23 protein-coding genes are annotated in these 23,792 nt (G+C 66.3%); 8 read left to right on the top strand and 15 right to left on the bottom strand.

The genetic code is table 11. From position 1 onward, the window contains the following. Nucleotides 1-71: 71 nt before the first annotated feature. Nucleotides 72-1,463, top strand: a complete 1,392-nt coding sequence (gene gabP / locus ABIC51_RS26460; RefSeq protein WP_175855701.1) for a GABA permease — start codon at nt 72-74, stop codon at nt 1,461-1,463. Between the two features lie 166 nt (nt 1,464-1,629). Here the strand turns inward: gabP and ychF are convergent, their stop codons facing one another. After that, entirely contained in the window at nt 1,630-2,724 is a 1,095-nt protein-coding gene (ychF, locus tag ABIC51_RS26455; protein WP_027788479.1) for a redox-regulated ATPase YchF, read from the bottom strand. A gap of 246 nt (nt 2,725-2,970) precedes the next feature. Between ychF and ABIC51_RS26450 the strand changes: the two genes are divergently transcribed. From ABIC51_RS26450 to ABIC51_RS26435, 4 genes are all read left to right on the top strand, one after another. Further along, nucleotides 2,971-4,149, top strand: a complete 1,179-nt coding sequence (locus tag ABIC51_RS26450) for a UbiH/UbiF family hydroxylase (RefSeq protein WP_027788478.1) — start codon at nt 2,971-2,973, stop codon at nt 4,147-4,149. Nucleotides 4,150-4,239: 90 nt separating this feature from the next. After that, nucleotides 4,240-4,968 carry a DsbC family protein gene (locus ABIC51_RS26445; protein ID WP_060173927.1) on the top strand — a complete coding sequence of 243 codons (729 nt, stop codon included), beginning with the start codon at nt 4,240-4,242 and terminating at the stop codon, nt 4,966-4,968. A gap of 106 nt (nt 4,969-5,074) precedes the next feature. Beyond that, on the top strand, nt 5,075-6,874 hold the full coding sequence (locus ABIC51_RS26440; protein WP_060319338.1) for a M61 family metallopeptidase: 1,800 nt from the start codon (nt 5,075-5,077) through the stop codon (nt 6,872-6,874). 147 nt (nt 6,875-7,021) lie between these two features. Further along, on the top strand, nt 7,022-7,618 hold the full coding sequence (locus ABIC51_RS26435) for an FMN-dependent NADH-azoreductase (protein ID WP_027788476.1): 597 nt from the start codon (nt 7,022-7,024) through the stop codon (nt 7,616-7,618). Nucleotides 7,619-7,732: 114 nt separating this feature from the next. Here ABIC51_RS26435 and ABIC51_RS26430 read toward each other — a convergent pair whose 3' ends face one another. The 8 genes from ABIC51_RS26430 to rpe all read right to left on the bottom strand — a co-directional run bounded on the left by ABIC51_RS26430 (nt 7,733) and on the right by rpe (nt 15,056). Further along, nucleotides 7,733-8,647: a uracil-DNA glycosylase gene (locus ABIC51_RS26430; RefSeq protein ID WP_027788475.1), complete on the bottom strand. Its 915-nt coding sequence runs from the start codon at nt 8,645-8,647 to the stop codon at nt 7,733-7,735. Nucleotides 8,648-8,659: 12 nt separating this feature from the next. Further along, nucleotides 8,660-9,286: a CYTH domain-containing protein gene (locus ABIC51_RS26425; RefSeq protein ID WP_027788474.1), complete on the bottom strand. Its 627-nt coding sequence runs from the start codon at nt 9,284-9,286 to the stop codon at nt 8,660-8,662. Next, nucleotides 9,286-10,071, bottom strand: coding sequence for an indole-3-glycerol phosphate synthase TrpC (gene trpC, locus ABIC51_RS26420; protein ID WP_027788473.1), 786 nt, complete (start codon nt 10,069-10,071; stop codon nt 9,286-9,288). Before trpC ends, ABIC51_RS26425 begins: the two co-directional genes overlap by 1 nt. Nucleotides 10,072-10,100: 29 nt before the next feature. Further along, on the bottom strand, nt 10,101-11,132 hold the full coding sequence (gene trpD / locus ABIC51_RS26415) for an anthranilate phosphoribosyltransferase (RefSeq protein ID WP_027788472.1): 1,032 nt from the start codon (nt 11,130-11,132) through the stop codon (nt 10,101-10,103). Nucleotides 11,133-11,145: 13 nt separating this feature from the next. Beyond that, nucleotides 11,146-11,736 carry an aminodeoxychorismate/anthranilate synthase component II gene (locus tag ABIC51_RS26410; RefSeq protein WP_027788471.1) on the bottom strand — a complete coding sequence of 197 codons (591 nt, stop codon included), beginning with the start codon at nt 11,734-11,736 and terminating at the stop codon, nt 11,146-11,148. Between the two features lie 13 nt (nt 11,737-11,749). After that, a complete protein-coding gene (trpE, locus tag ABIC51_RS26405) occupies nt 11,750-13,243 on the bottom strand; it encodes an anthranilate synthase component I (RefSeq protein WP_027788470.1) in 1,494 nt (497 codons plus the stop codon). A 357-nt stretch (nt 13,244-13,600) separates the two neighbouring features. Continuing rightward, nucleotides 13,601-14,365 (bottom strand): phosphoglycolate phosphatase, encoded by a 765-nt coding sequence (locus tag ABIC51_RS26400; RefSeq protein ID WP_060060611.1) that lies wholly within the window; start codon nt 14,363-14,365, stop codon nt 13,601-13,603. Between the two features lie 4 nt (nt 14,366-14,369). Beyond that, complete coding sequence (gene rpe / locus ABIC51_RS26395) at nt 14,370-15,056, bottom strand: ribulose-phosphate 3-epimerase (protein ID WP_006482066.1); 687 nt, start codon at nt 15,054-15,056, stop codon at nt 14,370-14,372. A 178-nt stretch (nt 15,057-15,234) separates the two neighbouring features. On the opposite strand from rpe, the gene apaG reads away from it, so the two are divergent. Beyond that, nucleotides 15,235-15,609: a Co2+/Mg2+ efflux facilitator ApaG/CorD gene (apaG, locus tag ABIC51_RS26390; protein ID WP_011350820.1), complete on the top strand. Its 375-nt coding sequence runs from the start codon at nt 15,235-15,237 to the stop codon at nt 15,607-15,609. Nucleotides 15,610-15,623: 14 nt separating this feature from the next. On the opposite strand, the gene ABIC51_RS40870 is transcribed toward apaG, so the two are convergent. Next, nucleotides 15,624-15,770: a hypothetical protein gene (locus tag ABIC51_RS40870; protein WP_027788468.1), complete on the bottom strand. Its 147-nt coding sequence runs from the start codon at nt 15,768-15,770 to the stop codon at nt 15,624-15,626. Nucleotides 15,771-15,798: 28 nt separating this feature from the next. On the opposite strand from ABIC51_RS40870, the gene mltA reads away from it, so the two are divergent. Then, nucleotides 15,799-16,923 carry a murein transglycosylase A gene (gene mltA / locus ABIC51_RS26385; protein WP_027788467.1) on the top strand — a complete coding sequence of 375 codons (1,125 nt, stop codon included), beginning with the start codon at nt 15,799-15,801 and terminating at the stop codon, nt 16,921-16,923. A gap of 105 nt (nt 16,924-17,028) precedes the next feature. On the opposite strand, the gene paaK is transcribed toward mltA, so the two are convergent. The 5 genes from paaK to paaN all read right to left on the bottom strand — a co-directional run bounded on the left by paaK (nt 17,029) and on the right by paaN (nt 22,653). Continuing rightward, nucleotides 17,029-18,327: a phenylacetate--CoA ligase PaaK gene (gene paaK, locus ABIC51_RS26380; RefSeq protein ID WP_027788466.1), complete on the bottom strand. Its 1,299-nt coding sequence runs from the start codon at nt 18,325-18,327 to the stop codon at nt 17,029-17,031. Nucleotides 18,328-18,365: 38 nt separating this feature from the next. After that, the gene (gene paaI / locus ABIC51_RS26375; RefSeq protein ID WP_042973051.1) at nt 18,366-18,818 is read right to left on the bottom strand and encodes a hydroxyphenylacetyl-CoA thioesterase PaaI; all 453 of its coding nucleotides are present in this window, start codon (nt 18,816-18,818) and stop codon (nt 18,366-18,368) included. A 1-nt stretch (nt 18,819) separates the two neighbouring features. After that, nucleotides 18,820-19,611, bottom strand: a complete 792-nt coding sequence (paaG, locus tag ABIC51_RS26370; protein ID WP_021156977.1) for a 2-(1,2-epoxy-1,2-dihydrophenyl)acetyl-CoA isomerase PaaG — start codon at nt 19,609-19,611, stop codon at nt 18,820-18,822. A gap of 45 nt (nt 19,612-19,656) precedes the next feature. Next, nucleotides 19,657-20,859 (bottom strand): 3-oxoadipyl-CoA thiolase, encoded by a 1,203-nt coding sequence (pcaF, locus tag ABIC51_RS26365; protein ID WP_027788464.1) that lies wholly within the window; start codon nt 20,857-20,859, stop codon nt 19,657-19,659. A gap of 87 nt (nt 20,860-20,946) precedes the next feature. After that, nucleotides 20,947-22,653: a phenylacetic acid degradation protein PaaN gene (gene paaN / locus ABIC51_RS26360; RefSeq protein WP_049097931.1), complete on the bottom strand. Its 1,707-nt coding sequence runs from the start codon at nt 22,651-22,653 to the stop codon at nt 20,947-20,949. Between the two features lie 129 nt (nt 22,654-22,782). Between paaN and ABIC51_RS26355 the strand changes: the two genes are divergently transcribed. Continuing rightward, the gene (locus ABIC51_RS26355) at nt 22,783-23,559 is read left to right on the top strand and encodes an enoyl-CoA hydratase (protein WP_354006702.1); all 777 of its coding nucleotides are present in this window, start codon (nt 22,783-22,785) and stop codon (nt 23,557-23,559) included. Nucleotides 23,560-23,792: the final 233 nt, after the last annotated feature.

Raw genomic sequence — 23,792 nt, 5'->3', positions numbered from 1 at the left:
GAACGACAACTCCCCCCGCTGCCTTCACGCGACACCCGGCCATACCGGAACCGTTTTTTGGAGAGAGACAGATGAGTGGAAGCAACACAGGCCTCGGTACGGGCCTGAAGCAGCGGCACGTGACGATGATGTCGATTGCCGGCGTGATCGGCGCGGGCCTGTTCGTCGGCTCCGGCCACGCGATCGCGGAAGCCGGCCCGGCGTCGATCCTCGCGTATGCGATCGCGGGCGTGCTGGTGGTGCTGGTGATGCGCATGCTCGGCGAGATGGCCGTCGCGCATCCGGACAGCGGTTCGTTCTCCACCTATGCCGATCGCGCGATCGGCCACTGGGCCGGTTTCTCGATCGGCTGGCTGTACTGGTGGTTCTGGGTGCTCGTGATCCCGATCGAGGCGACCGCCGCCGCGACCATCCTCAATGCATGGTTCCCCGGCGTTGCAACCTGGGTCTTCGCGCTCGGCATCACGCTGGTGCTGACGGTGACCAACCTCTTCTCGGTCAAGAACTACGGCGAATTCGAATTCTGGTTCGCGCTGATCAAGGTCGTCGCGATCGTCGTGTTCCTGTGCATCGGCGGCGCGGCGATCGTCGGCATCATTCCCGCCCCTGCGGTGTCGGGCGTATCGAACCTGTTCGTCCATGGCGGCTTCATGCCGCACGGTGCCGGTGCGGTGCTCGCGGCGATGCTGACGACGATGTTCTCGTTCCTCGGCACGGAGATCGTGACGATCGCGGCCGCCGAATCGGACAACCCGCAACGCCAGATCGTGCGCGCAACCAACTCGGTGATCTGGCGCATCACGCTGTTCTATCTCGGCTCGATCCTGATCGTCGCGGCCATCGTGCCGTGGAACGATCCGCTGCTGCCGAAGCACGGTTCGTATCAGCGCGCGATGGAGCTGATCGGCATTCCGAACGCGAAGGCGATCATCGACGTGATCGTGCTCGTGTCGGTCGCGAGCTGCCTGAATTCGGCGCTGTACACCGCGTCGCGGATGCTGTTCTCGCTGTCGAAGCGCAAGGACGCGCCCGCGTTTCTGCACCGCACGGATGCGACCGGCACGCCGCGCGCGGCCGTGCTCGCATCGACCGCATTCGGCTTCCTGACCGTGATCGCGAACTACCTGATGCCGGAACAGGTGTTCGGCTTCCTGCTGGCGACGTCGGGCGCGATCGCGCTGCTCGTGTATCTCGTGATCGCGATCTCGCAGCTGCGGATGCGCAAGACGCTCGAAGCGACCGGCGCCGACCTGACGCTGCGGATGTGGCTGTTCCCCTGGCTCACGTGGCTGGTGATCCTGTTCATCTGCGGCACGCTGACTGTGATGCTCGTGAGTGAGGATCACCGTATGGAAGTGGGCGCGACGGCCGTGCTGGCGCTGATCGTGCTGCTGGCATCGTGGCTGAACAAGCGCGGCCGCGATGCGCAGGCGAGCGCGGGGCGGCGGGTGTCGGCGACGTGATGCCGTGACGAAGCGGCGGCGGACGCACGGTGTTCGCCGCCGGCTGGCAGAACGTCCTGCAATGAAAAATGGCCCGACGGCGCTTGCCGTCGGGCCATTCGTTTTTCGTGCCGGGCACGCGTTGCGCGATGCCGTGTGATTCACACGGCATCGGCCGATGCAAGGGTCAGACGTTGAACAGGAAATTCATCACATCCCCGTCGTGCACGACATATTCCTTCCCTTCGGCGCGCATCTTGCCGGCTTCCTTCGCGCCTTGCTCGCCCTTGTACGTGATGAAGTCGTCGAACGCGATCGTCTGCGCGCGGATGAAGCCGCGCTCGAAGTCGGTGTGGATCACGCCGGCCGCCTGCGGCGCCGTGTCGCCGATATGGATCGTCCACGCGCGCACTTCCTTCACGCCCGCGGTGAAGTAGGTCTGCAGGCCGAGCAGCTTGAAGCCCGCGCGGATCACGCGGTCGAGGCCCGGCTCTTCCATGCCCATGTCGGCGAGGAATGCTTCCTTGTCGGCATCGTCGAGATCGGCGATTTCCGCCTCGATCGCCGCGCACACGGCGACCACCGGCGCATTTTCGCTTTCCGCGTACTTGCGCACGGCATCCAGGTGCGGGTTGTTCTCGAAACCGTCGTCCTTCACGTTGGCCACGTACATGGCCGGCTTCGCGGTGATCAGGCAGAACGGCTTGAGCAGTGCCTCTTCGTCGTCCGACAGCGCGAGACCGCGCACGGCCTTGCCCTGGTCGAGCTGCGCGCGCACCTTCTCGAGCACCGCGACGAGCTTCGCCGCTTCCTTGTCGTTGCCCGACTTCGCGGCCTTCGAATAGCGCGTGAGCGCCTTCTCGACGGTGCCGAGGTCGGCGAGCGCGAGCTCGGTATTGATCACTTCGATGTCGTCGATCGGGCTGACCTTGCCGGCGACGTGAATGACGTTCTCGTCCTCGAAGCAGCGCACGACGTGCGTGATTGCATCGGTTTCGCGAATGTTGGCGAGGAACTGGTTGCCGAGGCCTTCACCCTTGCTCGCGCCTGCGACGAGGCCCGCGATGTCGACGAACTCGACGACGGCCGGCACGACACGCTCCGGCTTGACGATCTCGGAGAGCGCCTTCAGGCGCGTATCGGGCACTTCGACGATGCCGACGTTCGGCTCGATCGTGCAGAACGGGTAGTTCTCGGCGGCGATGCCGGCCTTGGTCAGCGCATTGAACAGGGTGGACTTGCCGACGTTGGGCAAGCCGACGATGCCGCATTTGAGACTCATGGAATCCTTCGGACGGGTAAGGCGGCGCGGCCGGACAGGGCACGGCGGCGCGGGAAAAAAGGGCGGCCGGCGCTTGGGGCGCGGCGGGCCGACGGTCAAAGACGCTATTGTACCGTGCCGACGCCCCGGATTCCGGGGTTGCGCCGAACGGCCGATGCGGCGGGCCGCCGCGCTGCATCGGCCGCCTGCGATTCTGCTGATTTCCCGCAAAGTCCGGCCGCGTAAGGGTTTGGCCCCGCGGCTATAATGCCCGCCATGACTGCCCACCACTCCTTCGACGTCGCCGTGGTCGGCGGCGGGCTCGTCGGCAAGACTGCCGCGCTCGCGCTGACCCAGTCCGGCTACAAGACTGCCTTGCTCGCCCAGCCGGCCGCGCCGCGCCCCGCCGATCTCGTATTCGACACGCGCGTCTACGCGCTGTCTTCCAGTTCGCAGGCGTTGCTCGAGCGGCTGCGGGTCTGGCAGGCGCTCGACCATGGCCGCCTCGCACCGGTCTACGACATGCGCGTGTACGGCGATGCGCACGCGGAACTGCATTTTTCCGCGTACCAGGCATCCGTGCCGCAGCTCGCGTGGATCGCCGAATCGTCGCTGGTCGAGGCGTCGCTCGACGCCGCGCTGCGGTTCCAGCCGAACCTCACGTGGTTCGAGGCGCGCGCGCAGGGCTTCGACGTACACGACGACGCAGCCGTGCTCACGCTGTCGTCGGGGCAGGTGCTGGAAGCGGATCTCGTCGTCGGCGCGGACGGCGCGCATTCGTGGGTGCGCTCGCAAATGGGGGCCAAAGTCGAACGGCGCGACTACCGGCAAACCGGAGTCGTCGCGAACTTCAAGGCGTCGCTGCCGCATCGCGAGACGGCCTACCAGTGGTTCCACGAAGGCGAGATCGTCGCGCTGCTGCCGCTGCCGGACGGCCATGTGTCGCTCGTCTGGTCCGCGCACACCGCGCATGCGGACGAATTGCTCGCACTCGATCCGGCGCAGCTCGCGGCCGAGGTCGAGCGCGTGTCTCATGGCCAGGTCGGCACGCTCGACTGCGTGACGCCGGCCGCCGGCTTCCCGCTGGCGCTGCAGACGGTCGACAAGCTGATCGCGCCGCGCGTCGCGCTCGTCGGCGATGCCGCGCACCTGATCCACCCGCTCGCGGGACAGGGGATGAACCTCGGCCTGCGCGATGTGGCGGCGCTTGCCGACGCGATCGCCGGCAAGGAAAGCTTCCGCAACCTCGGCGATACGGTGCTGCTGCGCCGCTACGAGCGTTCGCGCCGCGAGGACATCCGCGCGCTGATGGTCGCAACCGACGGCCTGCAGCGGCTGTTCGCGGTGCCGGGCTCGCTCGCGAAGGCCGTGCGCAATGCGGGCATGGCCTTCGTCGGTGCGCAGCCGCTCGTGAAGCGCTGGCTCGTGTCGGCTGCGCTCGGCTGATCGAACCTTCGGCCGCTTCGCCGGTCGGACACGGTTCCGTTACGGCGTACACTGTGCCGTGAACACCGATTGAGCTGAAGGAAGATTTCGATGAAAAAAACGATCCGCATCGCGTCGCTGGCGCTGGCCGTCACGATGGCGACGCTTGGCTGCACCGCGCAGGCCGACCAGACCACCGACAAGCTGAAAGCCACGCTGCAGGCCCGCCTCGGCAACGATGCGCCGATCAAGAGCGTGTCGAAATCGCCGGTCGCGGGCCTGTACGAAGTGAACCTCGGCTCGCAGATCATCTATAGCGATGCGGCGGGCGACTACGTGCTGCTCGGCGATCTCGTCGACACCAAGACGCACAAGAACCTGACCGACGCCCGCCTGTCCGAAATCAACAAGATCGACTTCGCGAGCCTGCCGTTCGCGAATGCAATCAAGGTCGTCAAGGGCAACGGCGCCCGCAAGATCGCGGTGTTCTCCGATCCGAACTGCCCGTACTGCAAGAAGCTCGAGACGACGCTGCAGTCGGTCGACAACGTGACCGTCTACACGTTCCTGTACCCGGTGCTGTCGCCGGATTCGACCGCGAAGTCGAAGGCGATCTGGTGTGCGGCCGATCGCGCGAAAACGTGGGAGAGCTGGATGCTCGACCATCGCGCACCGACCGGCGCCGGTACCTGCGATACCGCCGCACTCGACAAGAACCTCGCGCTCGGCCGCGGGATGAACGTCACGGGCACGCCGACGATCTTCCTGCCGGACGGCCGCCGCCTGCCGGGCGCCGTATCGGCCGACCAGCTCAACCAGGCGCTCGCGTCGAGCAAGTAACCGACCACACGCCGGGCCGCATGGCCCGGCCAGCGAGGGGCGCCCGCGTGACCTGCCGGCGCCTCTCTTCGTTTCCGCCGCCGTATTCGACCGTCCGATTCCCACGATGACCCAGCCGATCCGCTATTCGATTGTCCCGAAAGATCTTGCCGCGCACCTGTTCGAAGTGTCGGTGACGGTCACCGATCCCGACCCCGAAGGCCAGCGCTTTTCGCTGCCGGTGTGGATTCCGGGCAGCTACCTCGTGCGCGAGTTCGCGCGCAACATCGTGACGCTCGGCGCATTCAACGACGCGGGCCGCAAGGTGCGGATCGCAAAGACCGACAAGCACACGTGGCAGGCCGCACCCGTGAACGGCACGCTGACCCTGCGCTACGACGTGTACGCATGGGACCTGTCGGTGCGCTCCGCGTATCTCGACGAATCGGGCGGCTTCTTCAATGCGACGGCCGTGTTCCTGAGCGTCGCCGGCCGCGAGGACGCGCCGTGTGAAGTCGACATTGGGAAGCCGGCCGGCGCGGCGTTCCGCACGTGGCGCGTCGGCACCGCGTTGCCCGAGGCGCGCGGCACGAAGCGCTACGGGTTCGGCGCGTACCGCGCAGCGAACTACGACGAGCTTTCCGACCATCCGGTAACGATCGGCGAATTCGCGCTGGCGACGTTCGACGCGCACGGCGTGCCGCACGACATCGTGATCGCGGGGCGTGTGACGCAGCTCGACATGGAGCGCCTGCGCACCGACCTGAAGCGCGTGTGCGAAGCACAGATCGCGCTGTTCGAGCCGAAATCGAAGAAGGCGCCGATGGACCGCTACGTGTTCATGACGCTTGCGGTCAGCGACGGTTACGGCGGTCTCGAGCATCGCGCGTCGACCGCGCTGATCTGCAACCGCACCGACCTGCCGGTGAAGGGGCGACCCGAAACGACGGAAGGCTATCGCACGTACCTCGGTCTCTGCAGTCACGAATACTTCCATACCTGGAACGTGAAGCGCATCAAGCCGGCGGCGTTCGTGCCGTACGACCTGACGCGCGAGAATTACACGTCGCTGCTGTGGCTGTTCGAAGGCTTCACGTCGTATTACGACGACCTGATGCTGGTGCGCAGCGGGCTGATGTCGCAGGACGAATATTTCGCGGCGCTCGGCCGCACGGTCGGCGGCGTGCTGCGCGGCACGGGCCGGCTCAAGCAAAGCGTCGCGGAAAGCTCGTTCGACGCGTGGATCAAGTACTACCGCCAGGACGAGAACGCGACCAACGCGATCGTCAGCTATTACACGAAGGGTTCGCTGGTCGCGCTCGCGTTCGATCTCGCGATCCGCGCGCAGACGCGCAACCGGAAGTCGCTCGACGACGTGATGCGCCTGCTGTGGCAGCGCTACGGCCGCGATTTCTACCGCGGCAAGCAGGCAGGCGTCGAGGAAAACGAAGTCGAGACGCTGATCGAGGAAGCGACGGGCGTCGCGCTCGGCCGCCTGTTCACCGATGCCGTGCACGGCACGCGCGACCTGCCGCTCGCCGAGCTGCTCGCACCGTTCGGCGTGACGCTCACGCCGGATGTCGCGAACGGCGCTGCCGCGAAGCCGACGATCGGCGCACGCCTGCGCGGCGGGGCGGACTGCACGTTCGCGGCGGTCTACGAAGGCGGCGCCGCGCATCGCGCGGGGTTGTCGGCCGGCGACACGCTGATCGCGGTCGACGGGCTGCGCGTCACGGGCACCAACCTCGACGCGCTGCTCGCGCGCTACCGGCCGGGCGACAAGGTCGAGGTTCACGCATTCCGTCGCGACGAGCTGCGCACCGCGAAACTGAAGCTCGACGGCCCCGAAGTCACGCGCTACCGGCTAACGGCGGCCGCGAAGCCGGCGGCGGTATCGAAGGCCCGGGAAGCCTGGCTGAAGGGCTGATCGTACGAAGGCGGGTATCGGGGCGCGATCGAGGATTGTTCTGTTGTTGCAACAATCCGTCGCCCTGAACCCGCTTTTTCGCGGTCATGCGGCCACGCACAATGGCGTCACTCGCGCTACCGAAGCGCAACCCTACTGGAGCCTGACATGACGACCATTCTGCAAATCAATTCCGCGGCGCGTTCGCAAGGTGCGCAATCCACGCTGCTGGCCAATGAACTGACAGCAAAGCTGCAACAATCGAACCCCGGCGCGAAGGTCGTGGTTCGTGACCTGCTGGCCGATGCGCTGCCGCACCTCGACGAATCGGTGCTCGGCGCGTTCTTCACGCCGGCCGACAAGCGCACCGCGGAACAGAATGCGATCGTCGCGAAGAGCGATGCACTGATCGCCGAACTGCAAGCCGCCGACATCGTCGTGATCGGCGCACCGATGTACAACTTCGGCGTGTCGTCGCAACTGAAGGCGTATTTCGACTGGATCGCCCGTGCAGGCGTCACGTTCCGCTACACCGAGAACGGTCCGGAAGGCCTGATCAAGGGCAAGAAGGTTCACGTGGTGACGGCCCGCGGCGGCAAGTACCTGGGTACGCCGAACGACAGCCAGACGCCGTACCTGCGCTCGTTCCTCGGCTTCATCGGCCTGACCGACGTGAACTTCATTCACGCTGAAGGCCTGAACCTCGGGCCGGACGCGCAGAGCGCCGCGCTCGCCAGCGCACGCGAAGCGATCGCCGCCGCGTAAGGAAGGCCGACGCGGGTGCGACGCACCTGCTGCATTGCCGATAAAAAACGCCGCGTTCCCGAAAGGGACGCGGCGTTTTTGCATGCTTGCCGGCACGAAGGAACCGGCAGCGCGTTACGCGAGCGTTTCGGCGACTTCCGGCAGGCGCCAGTCGATCGGCTCGCGGCCGGCATCGACCAGATAGTCGTTCGCGAGCGCGAAATGGCGGCAACCGAGGAAACCGCGGTGCGCGGACAGCGGCGACGGATGCGGCGCCTCGAGCACGCAATGCGCGCTTGCGTCGAACAGCGCGCGCTTCGCCTGCGCGTGTGCGCCCCACAGCATGAACACGAGCCCGCGATGGCGGCCGGCGAGTTCGCGGATCAGCGTGTCCGTGCACTGCTCCCAGCCGCGCTTCGCATGGCTCGCGGCCGCGCCGCGCTCGACCGTCAGCACCGTGTTGAGCAGCAGCACGCCCTGGCGCGCCCAGGTGTCGAGGCAGCCGTGGCGTGGTGTGTCATGACCGAAGTTCGCGGCGATTTCCTTGAAGATGTTGCGCAGCGACGGCGGCGTGCGCACGGCGGGCGGCACCGAGAATGCGAGCCCGTGCGCCTGCGGCGTGCCGCGATCGTCGCCGTGATACGGATCCTGGCCGAGGATCACGACTTTCACGTCGTCCGGGCTCGTCAGGCGCAGCGCGCGGAACACGTCGGTCGGGTAGACCGTCTTGCCGGCCGCACGCTCGTCGTCGACGAAGCGGCACAGCGGCGCATATGCGTCGCTGTCGGTAAAGGGTTTCAGCACGTCGCGCCAGACGGCAGGCAGCGCGTCGAATTGCGCGGCGAGGTGCGGAACGTTGGCGGCGGCAGGCTGCGGTGCCGCCGGTGCCGCTGGTGCCGCAGCCGATGCGGCGGCTTTCTTGGCGGGCTTGCGCCCGGCCGCGGGCGGCTCGGAAGGCGGGGACGGAAGATCGGCCGGTGCCGTTTCCGGCACGGGATCGTCGAACAGCGACGCCTGTTGCGGCGCGCGGGAAGTCTTGCGGGTTGCCATGCGTGATGCGTGTTATTGCGCGCGCAGCCGGTAGCCGCGCTGCGCCTTGCTGATGTTTTCGGGAGCGAGGCCCGGCAGCGCCTGCTGCAGTTCGGCGGCGAGCGTTGCGAGCGCCGCTTCCGGGCCGTCGATCAGTTCGAGTTCGATTTCGCTGATCGGTTCGCGGCGCGTTTCGTGTTCCGCCTGGACGACGATCTCGCCGATGTCCACCGCGGCTTCGACGGTTGCGCCGCCGATTGCGATGCGCCACAGCGTACGCGAAAAATCCGTGCGGAACAGCGCACGCAGCGCGCCGGCCGCGTCATTCAGCGCGGCGGCGGCCTCCGGCACGTCGCAGGCCGCGACGAGCGCATCGATCTCGAGCGCGTCGCCGGCGACCGGCAGCTCCCATTCGTGGCGGCGGTGCAGGCCGCCTTCCGCGCTGCCGACCGTCTTGAACGTCTGCAGCCAGCCCTGCGGCGCGCGGCGCACGCGCACCGCGCTCTTCGAGCGGGCCAGCGCGAGATCGGGCGTGTCGTAGTAGACGTTCGCGAGCGTGATGTCTTGGCCGGGTTCGCCGGTCAGCGTCTCGAAGAAGCGTCGCGCGGCCTCGGCCTGGCCGGCCGGTAGCGCGAGCTTGATTTCCTTTTCGATCGCCATCAGAAGAACATCCGTGCGAGCTCCTCGCCCGGCTGGTCGGCACGCATGAACGCTTCTCCGACGAGGAACGTGTTCACGTTCGCCGCGCGCATCGTGTCGACATCGGTGCGCGACAGGATCCCCGACTCGGTCACGACGATGCGGTCCGCCGGAATCATGTCGAGCATGTCGAGCGTGGTCTGGATCGACGTCTCGAACGTGCGCAGGTTGCGGTTGTTGATGCCGAGCAGCGGCGTCTTGAGCGTCAGCGCCTGTTCCATCTCGTTGCGGTCGTGCACTTCGACCAGCACCGCGAGGCCGAGCGAGTGAGCATACGCTTCGAGATCCTGCATCAGCGGCGTGTCGAGCGCGGCGGCGATCAGCAGGATCGCGTCCGCGCCCATCGCGCGTGCTTCCACGATCTGGTACGCGTCGACGATGAAGTCCTTGCGCAGCACCGGCAGCGTGCAGGCCGCGCGCGCTTCCTCGAGATAGCGGACGCTGCCCTGGAAGAACTGCTCGTCGGTCAGCACCGACAGGCACGCGGCGCCGTGCTCCGCATACGAACGGGCGATGTCGGCCGGCACGAAATGCTCGCGCAGCACGCCCTTCGACGGGCTTGCCTTCTTGATTTCGGAAATCACGGCCGCGTGGCCGGCTGCGTGTTTCGCGCGCAGTGCGCCGACGAAGTCGCGCAGGTCGCGCGCGGAGGCTTCCAGTTTCAGTGCCTCGAGCGGCGCGCTGCGCATGGCCGCCGCGACTTCTTCGCGCTTGACGGCGATGATTCGGTCGAGAATGTCGCTCATGTGGGTTCCTGCTTGATTCGTAAGGGGAGTCAGCGCTTGAACTGCTGCGTGAAGCGCACGAGTTCGTCGACCTTCGCGCGGGCCTTGCCGCTCGCGATCGCTTCGCGGGCGAGCTGGATGCCGTCCGCGATCGATTCGGCGACGTTCGCCGCATAGAGTGCTGTGCCCGCGTTCAGCGTGACGATCTCGCGCGCGACGCCCGGCTGGTTGTCCAGCGCGCCGAGCAGCATCGTGCGCGATTCGTCGGCATTTTCCACCTTCAGCGTGCGGTTCGACACCATCTGCAGGCCGAAATCTTCCGGATGGATCTCGTATTCGTGCACCTTGCCGTCGCGCAATTCACCGACGAGCGTCGCGGCGCCGAGCGAAACCTCGTCCATCCCGTCCTTGCCGTACACCACGAGCACGTGCTGTGCGCCGAGACGCTGCATCACGCGCACCTGGATGCCGACGAGGTCGGGGTGGAACACGCCCATCAGCTGGTTCGGCGCGCCGGCCGGATTGGTCAGCGGGCCGAGGATGTTGAAGATCGTGCGCACGCCGAGTTCGCGGCGCACGGCCGCGATGTTCTTCATCGCCGGGTGATGGTTCGGCGCGAACATGAAGCCCATGCCGGTTTCGGCGATCGACGCGGCAACCTGCTCCGACTGCAGGTCGATGTTCACGCCGAGCGCCTCGAGCACGTCGGCGCTGCCGGACTTGCTCGATACGCCGCGGTTGCCGTGCTTCGCGACCTTCGCGCCGGCCGCGGCCGTGACGAACATCGACGCGGTCGAGATGTTGAACGTATGCGAGCCGTCGCCGCCGGTGCCGACGATGTCGACGAAGTTCGAGTTGTCCTGCACCTCGACGTGGTTCGCGAATTCGCGCATTACGGTCGCGGCCGCGGCGATCTCGCCGATCGTCTCCTTCTTCACGCGCAGCCCGGTGATGATCGCGGCCGCCATCACGGGCGACATGTCGCCGCGCATGATGAGCCGCATCAGGTGCAGCATCTCGTCGTGGAAGATCTCGCGGTGTTCGATCGTGCGCTGCAGCGCTTCCTGCGGGGTAATCGTCATCGTGTGGCTCCCGTCAGGCGGCTTGCGCGGCTGCGGCGCGTGCCTGTTTCAGGAAATTCTCGAGCAGTGCATGGCCATGCTCGGACAGGATCGATTCCGGGTGGAACTGTACGCCTTCGATCGGCAGCGTCTTGTGGCGCACGCCCATGATCTCGCCGTCGTCGGTCCACGCGGACACCTCGAGGCAGTCGGGCAGCGATTCGCGCTCGATCGCGAGCGAGTGGTAGCGCGTGACGTCGAAATGCTTCGGCAGGTCGGCGAACACGCCGCGGCAGTCGGTTTCGATCTTGCTCACCTTGCCGTGCATGATGGTCTTCGCGCGCACGACGCGGCCGCCGAATGCCTCGCCGATCGCCTGATGGCCGAGGCAGACGCCGAGGATCGGCTTCTTGCCCGAAAATTCACGCAGCACGTCGAGCGTGATGCCCGCGTGTTGCGGGTTGCTCGGGCCGGGCGACAGGCAGATCGCGTCGGGATTCAGGCGCGCGATCTCGTCGAGCGTGATTTCGTCGTTGCGGTAGGTGCGTACGTCCTCGCCGAGTTCGCCGAAGTACTGGACCAGGTTGTAGGTAAACGAGTCGTAGTTGTCGATCATGAGCAGCATGGTCAGTCTCCGGTCAGAAGTCGCTATCGAGGCCGTCCTGGACCTGTTCGGCCGCACGCAGCACCGCGCGCGCCTTGTTCTCGGTCTCTTGCCATTCGGATTCGGGCACCGAATCCGCGACGACGCCGGCCGCCGCTTGCACATACAGGTTGCCGTTGTGGATCAGGCCTGTCCGGATCGCGATCGCGAGATCCATCTCGCCCGAGAACGACAGGTAGCCGACGGCGCCGCCGTACAACCCGCGCTTGACCGGTTCGAGCTCGTCGATCAGTTCCATCGCGCGCACCTTCGGCGCGCCGGACAACGTGCCCGCCGGGAACGTCGCGCGCAGCACGTCGTAGTTCGTCATCCCGGGTTTCAGCTTGCCTTCGACCGAGCTGACGATGTGCTGCACGTGCGAGTACTTCTCGATGACCATCTTGTCGGTCACCTGCACCGAGCCGATCTCCGCGATGCGGCCGACGTCGTTGCGCGCGAGGTCGATCAGCATCACGTGCTCGGCGATCTCCTTCGGATCGTTGAGCAGTTCGGTCGCGAGTTCGGCATCGCGCTCGGGCGTGTTGCCGCGCGGGCGCGTGCCTGCGAGCGGACGGATCGTGACGATCTGGTCTTCGCCGCGCTTCTCCTGGCGCACGAGGATTTCCGGCGACGCGCCGACCACGTGGAAATCGCCGAAGTTGTAGTAGTACATGTACGGCGACGGGTTCAGCGAACGCAGCGCACGATACAGCGACAGCGGATTGTCGCGGTACGGCTTCGTCAGCCGCTGGCCGACCTGGATCTGCATCAGCTCGCCGGCCGCGATGTATTCCTTCGCCTGGCGCACGGCGGCCAGATAGTCGTCTTTCTTGAACTCGCGGAAGGTTTCGGTGCGCACGCTCGCCGACGTGACGGGCGGCTGCACGGTCGTGCGCAGGCGCTGTTTCAGTTCGCGCAGGCGCTGTTTCGCCTTCGTGTAGGCTTCGGCCTGGCTCGGGTCCGCGTAGATGATCAGGTACAGCTTGCCGGCGAGGTTGTCGATGACCGCAACTTCCTCGGTCAGCAGCAACTGGATGTCGGGCAGGCCGAGATCGTCGCGCGGCGCGGTGTTCGCGAGCTTCTTCTCGATGTAGCGCACCGCGTCGTAGCCGAAGTAGCCGGCGAGACCGCCGCAGAAGCGCGGCAGACCCGGGCGCTGCGCCACCTTGAAGCGCGCCTGGAACGATTCGATGAACTGGAACGGGTCACCTTCATGCGTCTCGACGACCTGGCCGTCGCGCACGACTTCCGACACGCCGTTACGGGTGCGGACGAGCGTGCGGGCCGGCAGGCCGATGAACGAGTAGCGGCCGAAGCGTTCGCCGCCGACCACCGATTCCAGCAGGAACGAGTTGGCGCCCGCGCGTTCGGGCTGGGCCAGCTTCAGGTAGAGGGACAGCGGCGTTTCGAGATCGGCGAGGGCTTCCGCGATCAGCGGGATGCGGTTGTAGCCTTCGTTCGCGAGCGATTGGAATTCGAGTTCGGTCATGTTCCGGTCCTGTTCGGGACGAGCGGCGCGTGCGCCAGGGATCATTTGACGCTGCGCGGGTTGCCGTCGGCGAAAGGGCGGTCGATCGAGAAGTGCCTGTTGCCGGCCGGCACTCCGGGCGTGAACGTCGCGAGCCTGCGGCCGATCCTGAACGCAAGCGTTCGGACGCGGTGGAACTCGAGGTGGTGCGACGGTCGGCGCGCGGATGCGCAGCGAGATAAAAAACGGCGCTGAAGACGTGCTTCAGCGTACCTCATCGAAGAGGTTAGCGCGACCAGCGACGCCAGGGCCAGGCTCCCCGGTCGATGCTGCTCAGACTCCGTTTTTTATTCAGAAACATGCAGATGGAAGAAATAATCAGATGGTTGGCCGGCCGGTGTTGTGCGCGGTAATTGCGCGAGCTGCGACCAGCAACGAATCGACTATACCATCCGAATTTATCGTTTGTATAGCTTTGCCGTGGTTGTAGCCGTACGGCACAGTCAGTGTCGCCATCCCGGCCGCGCGGCCGGCCAGCGCATCGTTTTCCGAGTCGCCGATCGCGACTGCCGCATCCGGGGCGACGCCGAGCGCGCTGCAGGCCGTCAGCATCGGCAGCGGATCGGGCTTCTTGCGCGCGACGCTGTCGCCGCCGAGCACGACGCCGAAGCAATCGGCCAGCCCGTATTGCTCGAGCAGTTCGACGGCGAAGCGATGCGGCTTGTTCGTCACGCACGCGAGCCGGATGCCGGCCGCACGCAATGCGTCGAGGCCGGCGGCTACGTCCGGATAAAGGCGCGTGTGGCGGCCGTTGATCTTCGCGTATTCGGTCTGGTAGATCGCCAGTGCGTCGTCGAAGCGCGCGTGCGCTTCGTCGGCCGGGAAGCGCGGTTTCAGCACGCTCTGGATCAGGTGTTCGGAGCCCTTGCCGACGTAGCCGATCACCTCGTCACGCGACGTGGCCGGCGCGCCGAGCTGCGCGAGCATCCCGTTGAGGCCGGCCGTGAAATCGTCGGCCGTGTCGACCATCGTGCCGTCGAGATCGATCAGCGCCGCGTCGATGCGCGGCGCGGCGAAGCGGATCGGGGCGGCTTCGGTTGCGGCCCCGGCCGGCGCATGGCCGGCGAGCGACGAATCGGCCACGGCGTCAGCTCCGCTCGACGGTAGCGAGCGCGGCGCGCATCTCGTCGATCACCTTGCGGTAGTCGGGCTTGCCGAAGATCGCCGAACCCGCGACGAAGGTGTCGGCCCCGGCCGCCGCGATTTCCGCGATGTTGTCGGCTTTTACGCCGCCGTCGACTTCGAGCAGGATCTCGCGGCCGGTGCGCTCGGTGTACGCGTCGATGCGTGCGCGTGCCTCGCGCAGCTTGTTCAGCGTTTCCGGGATGAACGACTGGCCGCCGAAGCCCGGGTTGACCGACATCAGCAGCACGAAGTCGAGGCGATCCATCACGTGATCGAGGTAGTTCAGCGGTGTCGCCGGATTGAACACGAGACCGGCCTTGCAGCCGTGGTCACGGATCAGCGACAGCGTGCGGTCGATGTGATCGGAGCCTTCCGGGTGGAAGCTGATCAGGTTTGCACCGGCCTTCGCAAAATCGGGCACGATCCGGTCGACCGGGCGCACCATCAGATGCACGTCGATCGGCACCTGCACGTGCGGGCGGATCGCTTCGCACACGAGCGGGCCGATCGTCAGGTTCGGCACATAATGGTTGTCCATCACGTCGAAGTGGATCCAGTCGGCGCCGGCGGCGACGACATTGCGGACTTCTTCGCCGAGCCGTGCGAAATCGGCCGACAGGATGCTGGGAGCGATACGGAATTGGGTCATGGCAGGGGAGCGGGGACGTTGCGGCGCAAAACCGACATTCTACCGTCCGGCGACCCCGTGCGCGGCGGCGGGCCGTGCGGCCGAGGCCCGATTGCGCATAGAATGCCGAACCAATGCGGCGCGCCCGCGGCCCCGTTGCCCATGCCGGCACGGACAGTCACCTTCCACCGGAAACATCATGAGTCAGTATCAGTTCACCGTTTCGGTGAAAACCAGCTACTTGCCGGAACAATCCGACCCCGATCGCCGTCAATACGCATTCGCGTACACGCTGACGATCCGCAACACGGGACAAGTCGCGGCGCAGCTGATCGCGCGTCACTGGATCATCACGGACAGCGAGAACCATGTGCAGGAAGTGAAGGGGCTCGGCGTCGTCGGGCACCAGCCGCTGCTGCAGCCGGGCGAGCACTTCGAATACACGAGCTGGGCCGTGATCGCGACGCCGGTCGGCACGATGCGGGGCGCGTACTTCTGCGTGGCGGAAGACGGCGAGCGTTTCGAGGCGCCGGTCGACGAGTTCGCACTCCACATGCCGCGCACGCTGCATTGAGCGTGCGGAGCGCGTCAGCGCGGCTGACGGTCGTTGTTGCCGCGGGCGTGCTTCTTTCTGCCCGACGACGTCCACACGACGATGAAGATCAGCAGGGCAAGCGCTACGAAGGCTTCGAGCGCAAAGATGAGCATCGGATATTGGTCGAGAAAATCTGACATGGCGGTTTCCATCAAGAACGGACATTGTATGTGGTTTGGGCCCCGGTTGGCCGGGTGGGCGGCAGCGGTCGCGGTGGCGGCGCTGCTTGCGGCGTGCGGCGGCGCGCCGACGCGGACTTCGTCGCTGAAGCCGCCGACCGGCGCGGCGATCGTGCCGGGGCAGGTCGCCGCGAAGCGACTCACGCCCGTCGCGTGGCAGCAGGTGCCGGGTTGGCAGGACGATTCGCTGATCGGCGCGACGGCCGCGTTGCGGCAGAACTGCGCGCGGCTCGCGCGCCAGCCGGCCTGGCAGCGTGCGTGTGCGGCTGCCGACCGGCTCGACGAGCTTGACGTCAGCAGTGCGCGGGCATTCTTCGAAACGTATTTCACGCCGTTCCAGTTCGCGAACACCGACGGTACGCTCGACGGGCTGGTGACCGGCTATTACGAGCCGCTGCTGCATGGTTCGCGCGTGCGTCGTGGCCCGTATCAGTACGCGCTGTACCGCTGGCCGGCCGGTTATCGCGCGGGCGCCGCGCTGCCGGCACGCGCGCAGCTCGAACGCGCCGGCATCCTGAACGGCAACGAACTCGTGTGGGTCGACGACCCGATCGAGGCGTTCTTCCTGCAGGTGCAGGGCTCGGGGCGCGTGCTGCTCGACGACGGTTCGGTGATGCGGGTCGGCTTCGGCGGCACCAACAACCAGCCGTACCGTTCGATCGGCAAGTGGCTGCTCGATCGCGGCGAACTGACGCCCGCCCAGGCGACGATGCAGGGTATCAAGGCGTGGGCGAAGGCGAACCCGAATCGCGTCGACGCGTTGCTCGACACGAACCCGCGGTTCGTGTTCTTCCGCGACATGCCGACCAAGGAGGATGCGCCGCACGGCGGCGCGGACGGCCCGATCGGCGCGCTCGGCGTGCCGCTGACGCCGGAACGCTCGATCGCGGTCGACCCGTCGTCGATCCCGCTCGGCACGCCGGTGTTCCTGCAGACCACGCGCCCGCTCACGAATACGCCGATGAACCGGCTCGTGTTCGCGCAGGATACGGGCTCCGCGATCAAGGGCGGTGTGCGGGCCGACTATTTCTGGGGGCTCGGCGACGACGCAGGCGATCAGGCCGGGCGGATGAAGCAGGTCGGCCGGATGTGGCTGCTGTTCCCGAACTCGTGACTTGAGGCGGCCCGGAATGAAACAGCCCGATCGGCGTTGGCCGATCGGGCTGTTTCATTTGCAGCCGCGGATTCACCGCACGTCGTGCACGCGCAGCGATTGCCGTCAGCCCTTGCGCTTGTCGACGACGCGTCGCGCCTTGCCGACCGAACGCTCGATCCCGTTCACGGGCAGCACGTTGATTACGGCCGTCACGCCGATCAGCGACTTGATGTCGTGTGCGAGCGCCTGTTTGGCCGCATGAATCGCCGCCGTATCGGGCGCAGTCTCCGGACAGGGCTCGACATTGAGTGTCAGCACGTCGAGCGGGCCTTCCTTCGTCAGTACGATCTGGTAGTGCGGTGCGAGCGCGCGCTGCTTGAGCAGCTGCTCCTCGATTTGCGTCGGGAACACGTTGACACCGCGCACGATCATCATGTCGTCCGAACGCCCCGTGATCTTCTCCATCCGGCGCATCGTGCGGGCAGTGCCAGGCAGCAACCGCGTGAGATCGCGGGTCCGGTAGCGGACGATCGGCAGTGCCTCCTTCGTCAGCGACGTGAACACGAGCTCGCCGAGTTCGCCGTCCGGAAGCACTTCGCCGGTTTCAGGGTCGATGATTTCAGGATAGAAGTGGTCTTCCCAGATGGTCGGGCCGTCCTTGGTCTCGACGCATTCGGACGCGACGCCGGGGCCCATCACTTCGGAAAGTCCGTAGATGTCGACCGCGTCGATGCCCATCCGCTGCTCGATCGCGACGCGCATGTCGTTGGTCCACGGTTCCGCGCCGAAGATGCCGATGCGCAGCGAACTCTGCACCGGATCGAGACCCTGGCGCTCGATTTCGTCGGCGATCGACAGCATGTAGCTCGGCGTCACCATGATGATGTCGGGCCGGAAATCCTGGATCAGCTGCACCTGCTTTTCGGTCTGGCCGCCGCCGAACGGGATCACGGTCAGCCCCGCGCGTTCGGCGCCGTAGTGCGCACCGAGCCCGCCTGTGAACAGGCCGTAGCCGTAGCTCACGTGCACCTTGTCGCCGCGGCGCGCACCGGCGGCGCGGATCGAGCGAGCGACGAGGTTCGCCCACGTGTCGATGTCGCCGGCCGTATAGCCGACGACCGTCGGCTTGCCGGTCGTGCCCGACGACGCATGAATGCGCGAGATCTGGTCCTGCGGCACCGCGAACATCCCGAACGGGTAACTGTCGCGCAGGTCGCTCTTCGTCGTGAACGGGAAGCGCGCCAGGTCGGCGAGCGTCTTCAGGTCGTCCGGATGGACGCCCGCGTCGTCGAACTTGCGACGATAGACGGGAGAGTGGTCATACGCATGCCGGAGCGACCACTTGAGGCGTTCGAGCTGCAGCGCGGTCAGCTCGTCGCGTGAGGCGGTCTCGATCGGCTCGAGCGGTAGCGGGGTAGTCATGCATGTCTCCAGTGTTTGTTATGTGCGAGCCGTCGGCGTCAGCGGTCTTCCGGGATGACCGTACCCTTGATCTGGGCGGATTTGCCGCGAAACATCGCGACGGTTTCCCCGGTCTGGTTCGTGACGCGGATGTCGTAGATCCCTTGGCGGCCGGCGCGTGCCTGCTCGATCGCCTCGGCCGTCAGTACGTCGTCACCGTGCACGGGGCGCAGGAATTCGATCGAGCAGCCGGCCGCGACTGCGTTCACGTTGTACGAGTTGCATGCGAACGCGAACGTCGAATCGGCCAGCGTGAAGATGATCCCGCCATGGCAGGTTTGATGCCCGTTCAGGAATTCGGGCCGCACGCGCATTTGCAGGCGCGCGTAGCCGGCGCGCACTTCGGCGATTTCCATCCCGAACGCGCGGCTGCATGCGTCGGCGTCGTACATGGCTCGCGCGGCGGCACGGGCGAGCGAGTCGGGGTCGAGCGTGGCAGTGGCGTCCGTCATGTCAACGCCCCTCGAAGCGCGGCGCGCGCTTCTCGATGAATGCCTTCACGCCTTCCGCATAGTCGTACGACTGACCGAGCTTGCGCTGCAGGTCACGTTCCTGGTCGAGTTGCTGGTCGAGCGTGTTCGTGACGCTGTCGCGCATCGATTGCTTGATCGATGCGATCGCGAGCGTCGGCTGCTGCGCAAGCTGGGTGGCGAGCTGGCGGACTGACGCAGCGAGGGTGTCATCGTCGACCGCGCGCCAGATCAAGCCCCATTGCTCGGCCTGTTCGGCGCCGAGCTTGTCGCCGGTCAGCGCGAGCCCCAGCGCGCGTGCCATGCCGACGCGTTGCGGCAGGAACCATGTGCCGCCCGAATCGGGTACGAGCCCGATCTTGACGAAGGCCTGGATGAAACTGCTCGAGCGGGCGGCGAACACGAGATCGCACGCGAGCGCGAGGTTCGCGCCGGCGCCGGCCGCGGTGCCGTTGACGGCGGCGATGACCGGTATCGGCAGACGCTGCAGGCGGCGGATCAGCGGATTGAAGTGCTCGTCGATCAGCGCGCCGAGGTCGGTGGACGCGCCCGGCGTGAAGTCGAGATCGGCCAGGTCCTGGCCCGCGCAGAAGCCGCGCCCCGCGCCAGTCAGGATCAGTGCGCGCGCGCCGGCCGCCTCGACATCATCGAGTGCCGACTGCAGTTCGCGATGCATCGCCCGCGTAAAGCTGTTCAGCTTGTCGGGGCGGTTGAGGGTAATCGTGGCCACGTTCGAGGCGCGATCGATATCCAGCTGAATCGCCTGATAGGACATGCAGTGTCTCCTTCATGACTTCGTTATAGGCGCGCGGTGCGTGGGTTACACGCGTTCGATCGCGAGCGCGATACCCTGGCCGACGCCGATGCACATCGTACAGAGCGCAAAGCGGCCGCCCGTACGCTCGAGTTGGTGGAGCGCCGTGGTCACGAGCCGCGCGCCCGATGCGCCGAGCGGATGGCCCAGTGCGATTGCGCCGCCGTTCGGGTTCACGCGCGGATCGTCGTCGGCGACGCCGAGCATGCGCAGCACCGCCAGACCTTGCGACGCAAACGCCTCGTTCAGCTCGATCACGTCGAACTGGTCGATCGTCATCCCGAGCTGGCGCAGCAGTTTCTGCGTGGCCGGTGCGGGCCCGATGCCCATCACGCGCGGCGCGACGCCGGCCGTCGCCATTCCGACGACCCGTGCGCGGCGGCGCAGGCCGTACTGGTCCGCTGCCTGTGCATTGGCGAGCAGCAGCGCGCACGCACCGTCGTTGACGCCCGATGCGTTGCCGGCCGTCACCGAACCGTCCGGGCGCACGACGCCTTTCAGCTTCGCGAGCGCTTCGAGCGACGTTTCGCGCGGATGCTCGTCGCGCGAGACGACCAGCGGATCGCCTTTCTTCTGCGGAATCGTGACCGCGACGATTTCCTCGGCGAGCGTGCCGTCCTGCTGCGCACGCGCAGCCTTCTGCTGGCTGCGCAGCGCGAACAGATCCTGATCGGCGCGGCTGACGTTGTAGTCGACCGCGACGTTCTCGGCCGTCTCCGGCATCGAATCGACGCCATACAGCTGTTTCATCAACGGATTGACGAAGCGCCAGCCGATCGTCGTATCGTAGATGTCGGCCTGGCGCGCGAATGCGCTCGCGGCCTTGCCCATCACGAACGGCGCGCGTGTCATGCTCTCGACGCCGCCCGCGATCATCAGGCGCGCCTCCCCGGCCTTGATCGCGCGCGCAGCAGTGCCGACCGCATCCATCCCGGAGCCGCACAGGCGGTTCAGCGTCGTGCCGGGCACGTCGGTCGGCAGCCCCGCGAGCAGCGCGGACATGCGCGCGACGTTGCGGTTGTCCTCACCGGCCTGGTTCGCGCAGCCGTAGATCACGTCGTCGATCGCTGACCAGTCGACGTCACGGTTGCGCTCCACGAGCGCCTTGAGCGGTACCGCACCGAGGTCGTCGGCGCGGACATCTTTCAGGGCGCCGCCGTAGCGGCCGATGGGGGTGCGAATCGCGTCGCAGATATAGGCGTCTGTCATGGGCGTATCGATGAGCAACGAACCCGCCGGGTGGCGGATTCGTTCATGGTAGAGAACGTGGCGGCGTTTGCACGTCGACCATTCGGGTTATGCAGGTTGACCGGCTTCCGCGGGTGCCGCTTTCGGCGCAACATGGACGCGGCTTTGCACGACGCGGAACCGGTTGGCGACGAATGCCGGGTCCGCCAGCGCCGCGTTGGCTGCCGGGTTCGCGCCCGTGCCGTGGAAATCCGAGAACGCTGCCGACTGGTTCACGAACACGCCGCCGGTCAGGTTGATCGACAGCGCGACGCCGCCGCGCACCGCCGCATCGTGTGCAGCATCGACGATGGCTTCGTCGGTACTGTAGACGGAGAGCGTCAGCGCACCATGTTCTGCCGCGATCTCACCGGCGAGATCGAGCGACTGCGCGGTCGAGTCGGTTGCGATCACGAACGAGATCGGGCCGAACCACTCCTGCGTGAATTTCTCGCGATCGGCCACGTCGAGTTGCAGCACGAGCGGTGTGCGCACGCGGGCATCGGGGAACGCGGGGTGCTGGAGGGTAAGGCTGTCGGCGAGCACGCGGCCGAGCTGGCGGGCGTCGTCGATGCGTGCGGTCACGCCTTCGTTCTGGATCGCGCCGATCAGTTCGACCGAGCGGGCCGGATCGCCGGTGAGTTTCTGCACTGCAACGGCGATTGCCTGTGCGACTTCGTCGAAGCTGGCATGGCCGTCCGCCGTCCGGATGCCGTCGCGCGGCACGTAGATGTTCTGCGGTGCCGTGCACATCTGGCCGGAGTACAGCGCCAGCGAGAACGCGATGTTCTTGGCGGTGGCCTTCAGGTCGTCGGTCGAGTCGATCACGATCTGGTTGACGCCTGCCTTCTCCGTATAGACCTGTGCCTGGTGGGCATGGCGCTCGAGCCACGTGCCGTTTTGCGTGCTGCCGGTGAAGTCGATCAGCTTGATCTCGGGGCGCAGCGCGAGATCCTGAACGAGTGCGCCGTCGTTGGGTTCGGTCGCGAGGAGCGTGACGACGTTCGGATCGAAGCCGGCTTCGCGCAGCACGTCGCGAGCGATCCGGACCGTGATTGCGAGAGGCAGGATCGCGCCCGGATGCGGTTTGACGATCACGGTGTTGCCGGTGGCCAGATCGGCGAACAATCCCGGGTAGCCGTTCCAGGTCGGGAACGTGCAGCAGCCGAGTACGAGGCCGGTGCCGCGCGGGACGATCGTGTAGCGCTTGTGCATCGCGAGCGGCGGGTTCTTGCCTTGCGGCTTCTCCCAGTGCGCATCGGCCGGAATGCGGCGCAGTTCGTCCCACGCATAGGCAACGGCCTCGAGCGCGCGATCCTGCGCGTGCGGGCCGCCGGCCTGGAACGCCATCATGAATGCCTGCCCCGTGGTGTGCATCACGCTGTAGGCGATCTCGAAGCTCGCACGATTCAGGCGCGCGAGGATTTCGAGGCTGACGCCGATCCAGGCGCTCGGGCCGGCTTCACGCCATGAACGCTGCGCGGCGGCAGCGGCGGCGATCAGTTCGTCGGGCGTCGACTTCGGATACCGGATGCCCAGCGCGATGCCGTACGGCGACCGTTCCGCGCCGACCGTTTCTCCGGACGCCGGCTGGTCGAGCGCGAACGTCTTGTCGAGGTATGACTTGAACGCGGCCTCGCCATCTGCGTTCGCGCTTTCCCCGTACACTTTGGGGCTCGGCATTTCGGCGAACGGGCTCCAGTACCCGCGGCTCTCGATGGCGGCGAGTGCGTGCTTCAGCGTGTCTTCGTGCTTCGTGAACAGTGCATGGGTCATGGCGGCAGCCTGATGGACGATGAGAGGGGTTGGATCGATTAATTAACCGACCGGTTGGTCGGAGAATGGTAGCATCAAACTATTCGCATGTGCGAGGCGTTTCTCATTTCATTGATCGAGGAGAAATAGATGGCTTACGAGAACATCCTGGTGGAGACCCGGGGGCGTGTCGGGCTGGTTACGCTGAACCGTCCGAAGGCGCTGAACGCGCTGAACGATGCGCTGATGGATGAACTGGGTGATGCGCTGAAGGCGTTCGATGCGGACGATGGCGTCGGCGCGATCGTCGTGACCGGGAGCGAGAAGGCGTTCGCGGCTGGCGCGGACATCGGCATGATGGCGACCTATTCCTATATGGATGTCTACCGGGGCGACTACATCACACGTAACTGGGAGACGGTTCGCGAAATCCGCAAGCCGATCATCGCGGCGGTGTCGGGCTTTGCGCTGGGCGGTGGCTGCGAGCTGGCCATGATGTGCGACATCATCTTCGCGGCGGACACGGCCGAGTTCGGCCAGCCGGAAATCAAGCTGGGCGTCATGCCGGGTGCGGGCGGTACGCAGCGTCTGCCGCGCGCGGTGTCGAAGGCGAAGGCGATGGATATGTGCCTGACGGCCCGCTTCATGGATGCAGCCGAAGCGGAGCGTGCGGGGCTCGTGTCGCGTGTGTTGCCGGCCGCGACGCTTCTCGACGAGGCGATTGCCGCCGCGGCGACGATCGCCGAGTTTTCGCTGCCGGCGGTCATGATGGTCAAGGAGTCGGTGAACCGTGCGTACGAGACGACGCTGGCCGAGGGCGTTCACTTCGAGCGCCGGCTGTTCCATTCGCTGTTCGCGACCGAAGATCAGAAGGAGGGGATGGCGGCATTCGTTGAAAAGCGGAAGCCGGTGTTCAAGCACCGCTGATTGCGCTGCCCGAAGTAGGTGGCCGGTGCCTGGCTGGTATCGGTTGTCGGTGTAATAACCCTCGGCCCGCCGAGCCCCAGCCTCCGTGCGCGCCAGCGCACGGAGGCTTTTCAAAATATTTTCACAAAGGGCTTGCGTAGATGGGGGCGGGTGCTTAGAATCACGCCTCTTTCGCGCTAACGGAAACGCAGCGCGGGAGAGGGAAGCAAAGCTGGTGGTGTGCTGCAGTGTCG

The sequence above is a fragment of the Burkholderia sp. 572 genome, assembly GCF_040545135.1.
Lineage (GTDB): Bacteria > Pseudomonadota > Gammaproteobacteria > Burkholderiales > Burkholderiaceae > Burkholderia > Burkholderia cepacia.
Note: the sequence above shows the minus strand (reverse complement) of the source record. Positions and strands in the feature narration are given on the sequence as shown.